The following is a 14,713-nucleotide window of genomic DNA, read 5'->3' as shown; positions in this document are numbered from 1 at the left end:
TCATGAAAGGGTAGGCAAGGAATTGATTTTTAGAGTGTATGGAGTGTCAATGTTGACGGCAGTAATGCGTAACACCAATAGGGTAAACAAGCAGAGAACAGGTTTGAAACGAATATTGAGTATTTTCCTCGTTGCAATACTTAACTACAGTGCGATCACGCACGCCGCTCAGCGCGTTGTTGTTAATGAAGCACAAATTCAAGTTGAAGATCAAACACAGCGCACTCAGCAAACAGCACTCAAAAAAGCGCTCAAGCAAGTATTCATTAAAATGTCTGGCAGCACGAGCGTACTCGACAATGGGGGTGTTAGAGCGGCATTATCGTCGCCACAGTCGTTACTTCGTTCATATCGCTTTGCGTTTGAAAACAATAAGACCTACTACATTGCTGAATTCGACCAAGCGAAGGTCAAAGAAATTATGCAGCGAGAGCTGCTGCCGCTGTGGGGTGACAGACGTCCTGAGACCATAGTGTGGCTGGCTCTTGAAGATGAAAGCGAAACTCGTACTATCCTTGATGAATCACTCGATACTGAGCTACAGAATGCCTTGAAAAAAACAGCCAAAGAGCGTGGCTTACCTCTCAGCTTGCCGTTAATGGATTTAACCGATAGCGTGAATATTTCTACTTATGACGTGTGGGGACGATTTGTAGATCCGCTAAGAAAAGCTTCTATGCGTTATAGCGTCGACAACATTATTGGTGCCAGAGTTTATCGCAATGACCCGAGTGCCATTCCTGAGTTGCCTGAACACGAGATACCGTCTGGTACCGTAGAGTCATTAGTTGATGTGCTTAATGGTGAGGCGCAAATTAGCCGGCAAAATGATCAACAGGACAATTATGAACAGCCCACTGCAGACTCGTTGAACGGCGTAAATCTCAACGATTCAGCGAACGCAGAACGCCTATCTATAACTGGTAACGATGAAAATGATGATGGAGTCTCAGCGAGCCAGCTTGAAGGAAACACTGGCGAGACTCAGCCTGCGGATCAATTAGAAACTACGATAATGCCATTTACTATGGACGAATTTACCAATTACGCAAAACGCGCAGATGAAGGTGACTTCGCGCTGGATTGGGTATTCATCGGCGGTGGTAAAGTAAGTTACGGCAGCATTTATGGTGATTCACCGGAAGCCTTAGGTATTCAACTTGTTGACGCGTATTCAAATTACTTGTCATCGCTCTATGCGGTTGTAGGTATTGAGAAGTCTGAGCGTGAGGTAATCGAGGTCTCAATCGCTAACATTGGTTCCATCTCAAGCTATGCTAGCGCCACTGACTACTTAAACAGTTTGAGCGTTATTGAAAGCGCGACGCTTATTGAACAATCGGGTACAGTGGCAACCTACTCGTTAACTTTAGTGGGTACGGTTGATGATTTACTTAACAGCGTTAAGTTAGAAAACAAGTTACGCCCTGTAACTGACGCCTACGGACAAACCGTTAACGGAAACAGCTTTTACTGGAGCAATTAAATTAGCATGCAGCTGCCTTTGCCTGTTACGTTACCTGTTGATGAAAACTTTGATAGTTTCGTTTCCACAGGTAATGAAGAAGTGGTTTCAGTGCTTGAGCAGATCGCACAAGCGCTGCCATTCTGGCAAGACGCCTCGAAGTTGAGCGCGTTAGCGTCACTGCAACTTCCTTTGCTCACCTTATTAGGGAGCAGTGCAGTTGGTAAAAGTCATTTACTATTTGCTACATGTCACCAGTTGGCCGGTAGGTCAGTCAATCACCTGTATTTAAATCTTAATGACTTTAAAGCGTGGTCTTTAGATATCTTCGAGGGACTAGAAAATCTATCGCTCATCGCATTAGATAATATACACGCCATAGCAGGTGATAAGCGCTGGGAAGAAGCGCTTTTTGATTTATTAAATCGCGTTATGGAAGCTAAACAGGCCATGGTGATTTGCACCAGCCACTTAGGGCCGTCAAACCCAGCATTCGTGCTACCCGACTTGCGCTCCCGTTTGGCATGGGGCGTTATTTATCACGTGAATCAGCTTGATGATAGCGGACGTGAAGAGGCGGTACGGCTACGCGCTGAAGAACGGGGTCTAAAACTTTCAAATCAAGCATTACAGTTTCTTTTACATCATAGTGAACGCGACTTAAAAAGTCTCATGTCTTTATTAGCCCGTTTAGACACACGCTCACTCCAAGAACAAAAACGCCTGTCGGTGGGCATGGTTAAGCGTGAGCTTAATCTAAATTAGCTAAAGCGTGAGCTTAACCTAAATTAGCTAAAGCGTGAGCTTAACCTAAATTAGCTAAAGCGTGAGCTTAACCTAAGTTAGCTAAAGCGTGAGCTTAACCTAAATTAGCCGAAGCGTGAGCTTGACATGAATTATCAAATGCGCACATTAACAAGCTACACATCATCTAATGCTTTGCTTTCTTACTGCGATGCCTAGAAGTAGCAGCAAACTCTTCAGCCAATGTGATCGAATTGAGACTGGAAGTTATTGTTTGCTCCTTATTGCTTTGTATGAGTACATCATTGACACCCGGTTGCTCATTTGGATTGCTGCTAGATGCAGACTCTCGCCATGTCACATCGTTAGGAAGAAGGTAGGGAACAGGTAAAGTAGTTTGTATAGCAGTTACATTTAGTGCGGGTAAAATCCTACTCACTACATAGTCCACGCGCTGCGTAACGTTATCATCACTCACGCGATTTCGCTGCGCCCAAGTAGGAGTGAAGCTGCTGTCTTCAATTGTGTCTCGCGTGAAAACCCCAACATCGGCTTCTGCATTAAGCCGATAAAGCATCATAAACCGTTCAAATAGCATGGCGAGATCTTCGCGTTCTGTAAAATAGGAATAAAAAGCCACGGCGCCGTCCTCTTCGAACCAATTTGCAACCTGTAGTGCAGTATAATCGCGCTGTCTATTTGACGCAGTTGCACCGCCGTATCTCACATCAGCAAGTGCGTGTAGCTGAGAAGATGTCAATGGCAGAGATGATGTCAGCCCTGTTGAAATAGGAGAGGTATCGTCATAAGCGGAAAGGGGGCTCGCATTGCTGCTTAGTTGCTGCCATTGTGTGTAATCAAAAAAATCATTGGCGTGAGCCAGTTCATGATAAAGCAAATAACTCAGTGCAGCCTCCACATCTTTTGCGTCACGGGTTTGTCTGTCAACAACATCCGATGCACTGATAATTGGGAAATAGTAAGCCCCGTCTTTTATGTAACGCCAAGACGTTATGAAATCCAAATCCCCACCAAAGCCACTTCTATAATCAGGACGTGTATTCAAGGTGTCGCGTTCTTGCGGTGTGCGCCAAAAATTGTTGGCGTCTAAATATATTGCGCCCGTGGCAACCCAATAAAATGAAGGGCGGATATCGTATGAAATGACTACGGCATTAGTTGCACGAAGAAGTTGTAGCATGTCATCTCGGGTTGCTGATGTTTCTAGAAATGACTTAAACGCATCACCCATCCAAGGGTGCGAAACATATGTCCTATCTAAAATGTCATCAATAGTCGGGTTTTCAGCTAATTGGCCAATCAACGGAAGCCGAGAAAAGGTGCAGCTACTTGATACTTCGTTATTATAAACACAGTCAGCTAGTGCTTCAGCGAAGGGGCTATTGGGGCGGTAAGGCTGCATATGAGCGCTTACAGTTTCAGGTACACTTGTTTCATCATCAACAAAATAGCCGCTGCGGTCAATCTCGATGTCTTTCACTAAAACTTGCGCAGTGTCGGTGAGTACTTCACCATTTGAAAGCGTAACCACGCTTTCGATTTCTACAACGGAATCGCTGTTAACGCTAGGAGCCTGAAAATAGATGGAATGAGAGTAGTCTCCATCATCATAATCGAAACTATCGACCGTGACCCCTGAACTCTGACGCCAAGCAATGTCAGTAACGGTCAAGTTTTGTGTATTTACAGTATCGACCCGCAAAGAAACTCTGCCGCCTTCTGATGCCTCGTGTCCTAACCGCAACGCAGCCAGAGCCGCTAAGTTTTCGCTCACTTCTAAGGTCAATGTGTCGGAAAGTGTCGAGCCGTCTTCCAGGCTTACATTAACCGAAATATCGAAGTTGCCAGCGGAAGTTACGTCAAATCCAATCGCTTGGGTGTGGGCATTGAGGGGCTGCTGTGACATCCCCGAAACTTGCCAGTTTATGTCGGTTATTGCAGTACCGTTAGGGGCAGCTACAGCGAAGTCAACAGCGTCCCCGACGAGCGCGAAAGGCGAACCTGAAATGCTTATTGTTGGGGGCGAAGATGGCGCACTTGGAACTGAATTATCGCTAGAACCTCCACCGCAAGAGGTCAGTGATATACTACCAATTAGTATCAGTGAGATTTCAGATAAACGCTGCGTCATTTCAACCTCCTCAATGCGCACATTGCCTTCGCATATACTCGATAGATACCGCACACGTGCGTTTTTGTTACGGGCCGCAGTGTCTCATTGAAACCATAAGATGTTTACTGCTGGCCTTGTTCAAAACGCGCTTTTTCTTCCTTCATTTCTTCTTTAAGCTTTTTGAGACCCAGGCCCAATTCACGACCACGTTTTCTCGCAAACGCGCTACACCCAACGAACATGCCGGTACACAACACAATCTCTACTATCGCGTACCAGCGTTCAGCAGGTACTGCGTAGGCAACGGTACACCCGTGAATAAGGTAAAATAAGACAACAAAATTCGCCCACGCATGGGTATATGGCTTACCTTTTAATACGCCCCAGTAGGGTAACAGTAAAGGTAAAATATAAAACAAAGCAATGAATACTGGAGAGTAAGTATGTTCTTTAGTAAATGTAAATTGCCAAAGCGTTATCCATATGATTAACCCAGTGTGACTAATAAGTGCTAGATAGCGAAAGAAACGCGTATCTGGTGCCATGTTTATTCTCCGAAGAAATCAGGTTGTAGTATTTATCTTGAATTTATTTCAGTACGCGTTTGATGTGACGCGTTTTAATTGCCGTCGGCCAGCTTTTTCGCAAACGTAGCTAAGCGCTTGCCTTGAGCAATGCACAGTGCTTTTTCTTCCTCGCTTAGCTGTTCAGGTGCACTCAAACTGTGGTGTGCTACGTGGGTAACACCGTACGGACTACCACCCATGGTTGTATCGTGCAATTCTGGCTCACTGTATGGAAGACCGCAAATTACCATGCCGTGATGAATAAGTGGAATCATCATTGACAGTAATGTGGACTCTTGACCGCCATGCATCGACGATGACGAAGTGAACACGCAGGCAGGCTTATCAATCAATGTACCTTTTAACCATTGACTGCTTGTTGAGTCTAAAAAGTGTTTAACAGGCGCGGCCATGTTGCCAAAGCGAGTAGGGCTGCCAAGGGCCAATGCGCTACATTGCTCAAGTTCCTGAAGTGTAACTACAGGGACGGTACCAGAAGCAGCATTCGACGCGTCGCCAGCAGCATTGCCAGAATTATCAATGCTTTTAACCGTACGCACTATCACAGGCACATTTTGTGACGATATACCCTGCGCGATAGCGTCGGCTAGACGCTTCGTACTACCATGTCGACTGTAATAAAGTACAAGAACGGGTTGCACTACAAAATGTCCAATACCGATTCAGGCGGTCGACCGATACGTGCTTTCTCGCCTTTAATAACAATCGGGCGTTCGATTAGCTTAGGCGTCTGAGCCATGGCATCAAAAAGTGCATCATCGGACAATGCATCATCCCCTAAATTAGCGTCTTTATACTCGGTCTCTTTTGTACGCATCATGCTTCTAACCGATTCAATGTTAAGTTTTTTAAATATAGCTTTAAGCGCTTGTGCATCGAGGGGGTGTTTTAAGTATTCAACAACAACCGGCACTTCGCCTTTTTCTTCAAGTAATGCAAGCGTTTGTCTGCTCTTGGAGCAGCGGGGATTGTGAATAATTGTTATGTCTGACATACGAGCCCTTCTTAAGGTTATTACTTTTCGCGCGAACTATTGCGTTTTTGCTCCCTAATATCAAGCAGTTTACACTTAGTTGTTACTAAAGTGAGCAATATATTCTACGTCGTACCAATCAGCGAAGTGCGTAACAGAGACGATTTAAATACTATTAGAGAAGGGGAATAGAATCTGGCACTATAATCGAAACAAAAAGTAATTAGAGGGTTGCATGTCGTTCTCACCATTAAATCGCAATGTGGGTAAAGCTAAAGCGCTTCTTCTTATCGTTCTTTTAACTACCGCTGCCCTAGCAGGGCTCTTTACCTTTAAGAGTCTTCAGAGTGATTTTGAAACCTTGGAAGGAAAAACATATAGTTGGAATGACCTTCAGGGGCAATGGGTTGTCGTGAACTATTTCGCGCCCTGGTGCGCGCCATGCCTTCGAGAGATGCCTGAGTTAGCGTCATTTAACCAATCCTTGCCTGATGATATTCTACTATTTGCAGTTAACTACGACCCCAAAACAAAGACTGAACTGATAGAGATGACAAAAAAGTACGGTATCACGCTGCCAGTAATTGTTAGCACTTCTGATACTAAACTTCCCATGGTCAAGCCTCCTTATTTACCCGCTACTTTTATCATAGGCCCAGATGGCAACATAAAAGACACGATAATGGGTGAAGTGACAGCATCAAGCTTACATCAACGCCTAAATGAACTAAAAGGCGCAGGCAAGACTGACTAATGCGATCCTAAATTTGTGGCATTAGTCAGTGCTCCACGCTTGCGTATTACAGTCTTTCTAAGCGTTCTTCCTGATCGCGAAACTGCTTGATGCGTGCCCTGATCCGCTGTTTCGCAAGGTGGTTCTCACCAGCAAAATTGTATGCGTATTGAAGCTCATCCACCGCGCGATTGTAAGCACCATAAAGGGCATAGACTTCAGCTTTGCTTTGGTGCATTTGCGAAAACTGGTTAGATTTTTGATAAGCTTCACTCATCAATTGGTGGGCGATTTGATAGTCTTTTCTTACCAATAAAAAGTCTTTGAGCAGCGAAATAGCATTGTCATATTTCTGTGCGCTGATGTAGGCGTTCGCCTGATTAAGCGCCAAAACCTGGTTTCTCGGGTTATGTTTTACGTGAGGCTCAAGCATTTCTACGGCTTTTAAAGGCTGTCCCATAGAGATATAGATATCGGTCATAGCATCGAGATAGAAAAGATTATCACTGTCGCCCGCGACAAGCTTTTCCATAACCTTTTTTGCTTTGTCAATTTTTTCCTTACGCATGTAGGCCAGTGCTAAACCGTAAAGCGATGCTTCTTCACTGCGCTGAACATCTTGATCTACCGCGGCTTCAAAATACTCCATAGCGTAATCAGCTTTAAACGAATAGCGCGCTTTTATTCGTGCTTTCGCTAATTCAAATTGTTTATTTACCGGAAGGTACCGTCTGGGGTAATCACGAGCGCGACTTCTTGCGTCTGCTATACGGGTTTCGGTTAAGGGGTGAGTAAGAAGACGCGCAGGCGGTTTGGAAACCATACGATATTCTTCTGCCATAGTGGAGAAGAAGGAGGCTGCAGCAGTTGGGTCATAACCGGCTCTTGCTAGCATAGCAATACCAATTCGGTCTGCCTCTTGTTCGTTTGTCCGTGTGTAGTCAATTTGCAGCTGGGCCGACGCCGCTGAACCCGCTTGCATTGCAGCGATCCCTGCCTCTGGGTTAGCCATGGCAATGAGAACGCCACCAATAAGTGAAGCTAATGCCAAAGGCGACGAGCGCTTCTGTGCCTGCATACGTCGCGCAATGTGTCGCTGGGTAACGTGAGATATTTCGTGCGCAAGCACCGAAGCTAGTTCGCTTTCACTCTTAGCCCTGCGCATCAACCCGGTGTGAACACCAATATGACCGCCGAAAAACGCGAATGCATTTATAGCATCGTTGTTAACCCAGAAAAACTCGAAGGGGAATTTTGCGTTGTCGGCATGCACCACTAAACGATTGCCAATATCTTGCAAATACTCATCCAATACTGGGTCTGAGATAATGGGACTTTGCCCGCGCATTTGGCGCATTACGGCATCGCCTACGATCATCTCTTTATCAAGTGATATGGCATCTGAGGCAACCACACCTATTTCGGGCAGCGTATTTTTATTGTTGTAATTGGCATCTTGTGCAACAGCCGTTAGGCTCAATGTGAGCACGAAAGAAAGGGCGACTAAAGACGCTGAAAATTGTTTTCTCATGAACCTACAATAATTGTATATGGTTAATACTGCATAACGCTTAGAGCACTAAGTTGCTAAACAGTTTCAAATTTTATTTTTCTTATAACCACTTTTGAGTGGATAAGACATTTCACACTGGTTTTAAATAGTTCGTGTTTTATAACTGCTGGGCAGAATTTACAACGTATGAGTATTCTAGCCATACGCCTTCCTTATATTACGGCAAGCTAGCGCAGTTTATTTAACATTTGTCGAAACTATTACTCTACACAGTAATAGTAATACTGTAAAAACATCATACCAGTTTGATTTTGAAAGATTCTTAACTACTAAATATTGCTAATTGCTAGTGCTATAAACTATGATGCGTTTCCTATTCTTGGTAATTTTCAGGCGTTTCTATGATTAGCGTTTTTGGTCGATGGTACCGACGCAAATTTTCCGATCCCGATGCAGCAATGCTGCTTATTCTTATCCTTTTATCTACGGCTGTATTGCTGTTGTGGGGCGGGCTAATCATGCCTGTGCTAGTAGCCGCGGTTATAGCCTACCTTCTTGACTGGCCGGTAAGTCGACTGGTGAATGTGGGTGTAAGTCGAACCCTAGCATGCGGTGTCGTCATGCTTGGATTTATCACTATCACTATTTTAACCCTGATTGGATTGGTTCCGATTGTCTCTAAACAAAGCGTGAACCTCATCCAAGAAACCCCCTTAATTTGGCAAAAAGCCCAAGAATGGATTTTAACGCTACCTGATAAATACCCAGATTATGTACAAGTTTACCAAATCCATCAGATGATGGAGGGCTTAAACGACAAGCTTGTAGAAGTAGGCGAAACACTTATTTCTGCTTCGTTTAGTAATATTGCCAATTTAGCAGCATTACTCGTTTACGTCATATTGGTACCCTTGATGGTATTTTTCATGCTGAAAGACAAGCTGTTCTTTTTAGACAGTATTTCTCGGTTATTACCAAAAGAACGTCGCTTAATTACCCAAGTGGGCCACGAAATGAACTCTCAGATTGCTAATTATATTCGTGGAAAAGTCATTGAGATTATTATTGTTGGCGTAGTGAGCTGTGTAACCTTCGTTCTTATGGACTTGCGCTACGCTATTTTACTTGGGGTCTTAGTCGGTTTTTCTGTACTTATCCCGTATATAGGGGCTGCGGTGGTTACTATCCCGGTAGCGGTCGTTGCGATGTTCCAGTGGGGAATATCACCTGAGTTTTGGTATCTAATGATTGCCTACGGCATAATTCAGGCTCTGGATGGTAATTTACTGGTTCCTTTGTTGTTTTCTGAAGCGGTAAGCCTTCATCCACTCTATATCATCGTTGCTGTTTTGGTATTCGGTGGTCTTTGGGGTTTCTGGGGCGTATTTTTCGCCATACCATTGGCGACCCTTGTTAAAGCCGTAGTTACAGCATGGTCGAGCAATCCAGTTGCTATCCCTGAAGAAGCAAGGTAGTCATTGCTGCATATAGAAAAAGCCCCGATAACGCAACGCTCCGGGGCTTCTTTGTGAGTAGCTTAAATCAGCTGTTCAAGTAATCAAGCACAACTGTGTGGTGTTCTTTTGTCTTGAACTTATTGAACACGTGCTCAATGATTCCGTTTTCGTCTATTAAGAAAGTTTGACGATGAATGCCATCATATTCTTTACCCATAAATTTCTTCGGGCCCCACACACCGAACGCATCTGCAACGGCATGGTCTTCATCAGAAAGCAGAGTAAAATTAAGGTTTTCTTTCTCAACAAACTTCGGCAGGCGCTTAACTGCATCTGGGCTTATGCCCATTACAACCACGTTCTTTGCAGTCAGTTCATCATTAACATCACGTAAACCCTGTGCCTGCACCGTGCAGCCTGGCGTCATGGCCTTAGGGTAAAAATATACAAGCACCTTTTTACCAACGTAGTCAGCTAAAGATACGGTTTCGTCATTTTGGTTCTGCAATGAGAATTGTGGAGCTTTATCACCAGCTTGTAACGTTTTCATTGGGATCCTTTTTGTGTTTGTCTACTACTTTGCCTGTCACATTTAACGATTTGAACAGGGACATTAGATCAGATTCTAAAACATCAATATTTTCATCTGAGGGAAGCGAAACAACAAATTTGCATCGCATGTTATCTTTTTCAGTGACTTTGTCTTTGTAGGTACGCTGCCTAAACGCACTGATCATGGCATTTCGCTGTGCGAAAAAGCCGGTAACTGCCTTGATAAGGCCCGCCGCATCTTCACCACTAAATTCAACATTAAAGAGATGCGCGAGATTCTGCTTCTCATGATGGCTTGTTCGCTTCATCATAGATAGTAAATCAAGGCGCTGAAACAATGCAGGGAGTATGCACTCTGCCTTTGTAATGGCAGTCTGTGTTCCCTCAATTATCATAGTCAACGAGAACTCTTTGCCATAAATAGCTTGCCTACTATCTAAGATATTGCACTGAGCTTCTGATACCGTTGTTGCAATTTCGCTGAGGATGCCAGTGTTGTCTGTACCTAGAATGGTAACGATAAGTTGGTGTTTCGACATCTACTTCACTTCAATGTTAATAATGTCGAGATGTTAGCACAGAGTTTTTTTGTAAGTCAGGGCCTTTTTCTTGCGTTTGAATAAGATATTGTCAAATTCTCGTCATTTTACATGCGCTATTACTTGTGTTTAAGCACCGAGATAATTACCATGTGCGCTCACATTTTGCGGAGAGATTATGTTTACTGGTAGTTACGTAGCACTCGTCACGCCGATGCTAGAAAACGGCGACATTGATTACAAGTCTTTAGAGAAACTTGTGAAGTTTCATGTAGAGCAGGGCACTCATGGTATTGTGTCCGTTGGAACTACGGGTGAGTCAGCAACGCTACCGTTCGATGAACATATCAACGTGGTCAAAGAAACAGTAGCAATGGCATCGGGTGCTATCCCAGTTATTGCGGGTAGTGGTGCAAACTCAACTGCCGAAGCAATTTTTCTTACCGAGCAGTTAGGTGCTACAGGTATCGATGGTTTCCTAAGCGTAGTCCCTTATTATAACAAGCCGCAGCAGGCCGGTATGATAGCCCATTTTAACGCTATTGCCGATGCGAGCGACTTGCCTGTAATTCTTTATAATGTACCTGGCCGCACCGTCGCTGATATGCTTCCTGAGACTGTTGCAGAGTTATCTGCTCACAAAAATATTGTCGGCTTGAAAGACGCGACCGGTGATATCGCTCGATTAAAAGAAACCCAGCCACTTGTGCCTGAAGATTTTGTTATTCTTAGTGGCGATGACGGTACAAGTGCGGAATTCATGTGCGAGGGCGGGCATGGTGTTATTTCTGTAACCGCTAATATCGTACCTAGAGCCATTGCACAGATGTGCGAAGCGGCCCTCAATAAAGATTTCGATAATTGTCGAGCGATCGATGAAACAATCAAGCTATTGCATAACGACCTTTTCATAGAGCCAAACCCTGTAATGCCGAAGTGGGCGTTATATAAAATGGGCATGATGGAAAGCGCTGTTATGCGATTACCTATGGTTCTACCGGAACTATCAAGCCAAAAACGTATCGAAGAACTACTAAAAAAATACGCATTGATTTCTGGTTAATAAGGAACACAGATGAAAAGAACGCTGGCTATAGCAAGTTCAGTAGCGATGGTTGCACTTGCAGGTTGTTCAAGCCAAATTGATAGAAAGACCGCGTCAGGTAGCTACGAGTACTTAAAAACTAAGGAACAAAAAACGTTAGACGTACCTCCTGGTTTAGATGCGCCCACCTTCTCAAGAGATTTTGCTATCCCTGAGGTTGGTAAAGAAGCAGACCCTTCCTTGGTGGGTAAAGGTTTAATGGTTCGTTCTCCAGCACTAGTACTTCCTTTAGTTACTGGTTCTCATGTAGAGGAAGGTAAGAGTTCAGCAACCATTTGGTTCGACCAAGTTGACGATAGCCAGCCGTTGAGCCAAGCAATCTGGAACTCACTATTGAGCTTCTTAGACGAGCAGGGAATCGGTGTTGATAGCTTCAGCCCCGAAGACAAAGTTTTGATCACAGATTGGATGGTCATGACTAAAGAAATTGACGGTCCTTGGTATAGCTTTGTCGATGAAGAAAGTGAAATAGGTCGTCGCTTTGAATTTAGCCTTGATGTAAAACCTCACGGCCGCAGCGCTGCATTGACGGTTGATTTAAAAGATTACATGCAAACTACTGGTAACGATGTCGTTGCAGAAGTATCTTCGATGGAAGAACGTCGCGAAGAGGTCGAAGTATTGAACCAGGTTGTTGGTCATTACGAATATCAAATTCAGCTTGCTGAAACGCGAAGAATAGCGAAGATTCGTCAAGGCATTAATACGGAAATGGGTTTCAACAAAGACGGTGAAGCAGCATACATCGTCGAAGCGCAATACGATGTTGCATGGCCAAGAATGCTTCTCGTTCTACGCAAACTTGGCTTTGACGTAAAAGATTTAGATAAATCAAATGGCCTACTATTTGTCACTTACAATGGCGATCAAGGTAGTTGGTGGGATGGTTTATTTTCAAGCGATGCCGAATTACTCGAAAAGGGTGATTATCGCTTGAAAGTTGCAAAAGCGGGTGCAAATCGCACATCAGTTACTTTTATGAACAATGAAAGTGTACCGTTTGAAGCAAATCAGGTTTCCGACCTTTACAGTGCATTCGCTGAGGTCATGTCAGAAGATAACCTTGATATATAACTGAGACTGAGAATGGAAAAACGCGACGAGCTTTACCGCGGTAAAGCAAAAACTGTTTATTACACTGATGATAGCGATAAGCTTATTCTTCATTTTCGAAACGACACTTCAGCGTTCGACGGTGAGAAAATAGAGCAGCTTGACCGCAAGGGTGAAGTAAACAACAAGTTTAACCACTTTATAATGACAAAGCTTGAAGAAGCGGGCATTGCAACACAAGTTGAAGCTTTGGTTTCTGATACTGAGTCTTTGGTTAAAAAGCTCGACATGATCCCTGTTGAGTGTGTGGTGAGAAACTTGTCTGCTGGCTCTTTGGTCCGCAGATTAGGTGTGGAAGAAGGTAAAGAGCTTAATCCACCTATTTTCGAGTTTTTCCTTAAAAACGATGCGCTTCACGACCCAATGGTGAATGACTATCACATTCTATCGTTTGGCTGGGCTACAGAAGCACAAATTGCTGAAATGAAGACACTAACCTTCAAAGTGAACAATGTACTTAAAGCATTGTTTGACGAAGCAGGTATGTTGCTCGTTGACTACAAACTGGAGTTTGGTATCGATAAAAACGGCAACATTGTGTTAGGTGATGAGTTTACTCCTGATGGTTGCCGCTTGTGGGATAAAGAAACCCGTAAGAAAATGGACAAGGACCGCTTCAGACAGGGCCTTGGCTCAGTTGTAGAAACGTACATAGAAGTTGCCGAGCGCTTAGGTCTGTCTTTATAGTCATTGACCTGCTTACAGTTCGAATAAAAGAGGACCAGAGGGTCCTCTTTTTCGTTGAGGGCTCTAATAATAGCTTTCTTGTAGTAAGTTATTTAAATGAAATACTTTTCAGTCGCTATTTTAAATCTAGATTCTTTAAAAGAATGATTGTTATGAATAGAAAACAGCGCAAAGGAGCAGATGTTGTTAAAAACACTTTCTTTAGTCACGATTGCAATGGTTGCGTTTGCCGCAAATTCGCTATTGTGCAGAATGGCGCTAGTAAATACGGACATTGATCCTGCCAGTTTCACTGCGTTGCGCTTAATAAGTGGTGCATTAGCACTTTCGTTACTATCGCTCTTGTCTTTGCGCAAATCATCGTGGGCAGGGGAGTTAAGCCTATGGGTGAATCTTAAAAGTAATGCAACCTTAATAGGTGGTGCGTCATTGTTTTTATACGCACTGTTCTTTTCATACGCCTATATTTCTATGTCTACCGGCACAGGAGCATTGTTACTATTCGGCGCAGTTCAGCTAACTATGATCACCTTTGGCTTGGCAAAAGGAGAGCGGTTTCAGCTTTGTCAGTGGGTAGGCTTTCTTTTAGCATTCGCCGGTCTAATAATTTTATTGTTGCCTAGTGCATCAGCGCCACCACTCTTAGCTGGCATAATCATGGTCACCGCAGGTATCGCGTGGGGAGTATATTCTCTATTAGGTAAAAAAAGCAAGTCTGCGCTATTTGCTACATCGGGCAACTTCATTTACGCGTCTATTTTATGTGTTCCGTTAGTTGGCATTCTATTATCGCTAAATAGTAATGAATTAGTGTACGACAATATTGGCGCGTTATTAGCATTTATGTCCGGTATAATTGCATCAGGATGTGGTTATGCAATCTGGTATAGAGTATTGCCAGTCATTAAATCCACTACCGCTGCCACTGTTCAACTAAGTGTCCCAGTAATCGCAACTTTGATGGGATGGGGCTTACTGGGTGAGCAACTTAACGTTCAGGTTGTCATCGCTTCTATCATGACGCTGGGTGGCATCTATTTGGTGATAGAAAAGTAATCAGCTTCGAGCTACATTTGCGGCTTTCATACTGACGGACACTATTGAAGTAATC

15 protein-coding genes are annotated in these 14,713 nt (G+C 43.9%); 8 read left to right on the top strand and 7 right to left on the bottom strand.

The features are described from left to right. The first annotated feature begins 49 nt into the window (after positions 1 to 49). Together ACYX4M_RS17320 and hda are read left to right on the top strand one after the other, a co-directional pair. Positions 50 to 1,486: a DUF2066 domain-containing protein gene (locus tag ACYX4M_RS17320; RefSeq protein ID WP_476081045.1), complete on the top strand. Its 1,437-nt coding sequence runs from the start codon at positions 50 to 52 to the stop codon at positions 1,484 to 1,486. 6 nt (positions 1,487 to 1,492) lie between these two features. Continuing rightward, on the top strand, positions 1,493 to 2,230 hold the full coding sequence (gene hda, locus ACYX4M_RS17315; protein ID WP_476081044.1) for a DnaA regulatory inactivator Hda: 738 nt from the start codon (positions 1,493 to 1,495) through the stop codon (positions 2,228 to 2,230). A 166-nt stretch (positions 2,231 to 2,396) separates the two neighbouring features. On the opposite strand, the gene ACYX4M_RS17310 is transcribed toward hda, so the two are convergent. From ACYX4M_RS17310 to arsC, 4 genes are all read right to left on the bottom strand, one after another. Beyond that, positions 2,397 to 4,361, bottom strand: coding sequence for a hypothetical protein (locus ACYX4M_RS17310; RefSeq protein ID WP_476081043.1), 1,965 nt, complete (start codon positions 4,359 to 4,361; stop codon positions 2,397 to 2,399). A gap of 104 nt (positions 4,362 to 4,465) precedes the next feature. Continuing rightward, positions 4,466 to 4,888 (bottom strand): DUF2069 domain-containing protein, encoded by a 423-nt coding sequence (locus ACYX4M_RS17305; protein ID WP_476081042.1) that lies wholly within the window; start codon positions 4,886 to 4,888, stop codon positions 4,466 to 4,468. 74 nt (positions 4,889 to 4,962) lie between these two features. Continuing rightward, positions 4,963 to 5,571, bottom strand: a complete 609-nt coding sequence (gene wrbA / locus ACYX4M_RS17300; protein WP_476081041.1) for an NAD(P)H:quinone oxidoreductase — start codon at positions 5,569 to 5,571, stop codon at positions 4,963 to 4,965. Next, complete coding sequence (gene arsC / locus ACYX4M_RS17295) at positions 5,571 to 5,924, bottom strand: arsenate reductase (glutaredoxin) (protein WP_476081040.1); 354 nt, start codon at positions 5,922 to 5,924, stop codon at positions 5,571 to 5,573. The genes wrbA and arsC overlap by 1 nt, the downstream gene beginning before the upstream one ends. A gap of 214 nt (positions 5,925 to 6,138) precedes the next feature. On the opposite strand from arsC, the gene ACYX4M_RS17290 reads away from it, so the two are divergent. After that, positions 6,139 to 6,657, top strand: coding sequence for a TlpA family protein disulfide reductase (locus ACYX4M_RS17290; protein ID WP_476081039.1), 519 nt, complete (start codon positions 6,139 to 6,141; stop codon positions 6,655 to 6,657). Positions 6,658 to 6,703: 46 nt separating this feature from the next. Here ACYX4M_RS17290 and bepA read toward each other — a convergent pair whose 3' ends face one another. After that, on the bottom strand, positions 6,704 to 8,167 hold the full coding sequence (bepA, locus tag ACYX4M_RS17285; protein ID WP_476081038.1) for a beta-barrel assembly-enhancing protease: 1,464 nt from the start codon (positions 8,165 to 8,167) through the stop codon (positions 6,704 to 6,706). Between the two features lie 383 nt (positions 8,168 to 8,550). Here bepA and ACYX4M_RS17280 point away from each other — a divergent pair, with 383 nt between their 5' ends. Continuing rightward, positions 8,551 to 9,624, top strand: a complete 1,074-nt coding sequence (locus ACYX4M_RS17280) for an AI-2E family transporter (RefSeq protein WP_476081037.1) — start codon at positions 8,551 to 8,553, stop codon at positions 9,622 to 9,624. A gap of 67 nt (positions 9,625 to 9,691) precedes the next feature. On the opposite strand, the gene bcp is transcribed toward ACYX4M_RS17280, so the two are convergent. After that, positions 9,692 to 10,156 carry a thioredoxin-dependent thiol peroxidase gene (bcp, locus tag ACYX4M_RS17275; protein ID WP_476081036.1) on the bottom strand — a complete coding sequence of 155 codons (465 nt, stop codon included), beginning with the start codon at positions 10,154 to 10,156 and terminating at the stop codon, positions 9,692 to 9,694. Then, a complete protein-coding gene (locus tag ACYX4M_RS17270; protein ID WP_476081035.1) occupies positions 10,134 to 10,697 on the bottom strand; it encodes a glycine cleavage system transcriptional repressor in 564 nt (187 codons plus the stop codon). Before ACYX4M_RS17270 ends, bcp begins: the two co-directional genes overlap by 23 nt. A 178-nt stretch (positions 10,698 to 10,875) precedes the next feature. Between ACYX4M_RS17270 and dapA the strand changes: the two genes are divergently transcribed. From dapA to ACYX4M_RS17250, 4 genes are all read left to right on the top strand, one after another. Continuing rightward, on the top strand, positions 10,876 to 11,760 hold the full coding sequence (gene dapA, locus ACYX4M_RS17265) for a 4-hydroxy-tetrahydrodipicolinate synthase (protein WP_476081034.1): 885 nt from the start codon (positions 10,876 to 10,878) through the stop codon (positions 11,758 to 11,760). Between the two features lie 12 nt (positions 11,761 to 11,772). Continuing rightward, on the top strand, positions 11,773 to 12,876 hold the full coding sequence (bamC, locus tag ACYX4M_RS17260) for an outer membrane protein assembly factor BamC (protein ID WP_476081033.1): 1,104 nt from the start codon (positions 11,773 to 11,775) through the stop codon (positions 12,874 to 12,876). A gap of 12 nt (positions 12,877 to 12,888) precedes the next feature. Further along, positions 12,889 to 13,602, top strand: a complete 714-nt coding sequence (gene purC / locus ACYX4M_RS17255) for a phosphoribosylaminoimidazolesuccinocarboxamide synthase (protein ID WP_476081032.1) — start codon at positions 12,889 to 12,891, stop codon at positions 13,600 to 13,602. A 183-nt stretch (positions 13,603 to 13,785) separates the two neighbouring features. After that, the gene (locus tag ACYX4M_RS17250; RefSeq protein WP_476082903.1) at positions 13,786 to 14,658 is read left to right on the top strand and encodes a DMT family transporter; all 873 of its coding nucleotides are present in this window, start codon (positions 13,786 to 13,788) and stop codon (positions 14,656 to 14,658) included. Positions 14,659 to 14,713: the final 55 nt, after the last annotated feature.

It is taken from the genome of Alteromonas sp. ABV4_150 (genome assembly GCF_056311745.1).
This window is presented reverse-complemented; position numbering and strand designations above follow the sequence as displayed.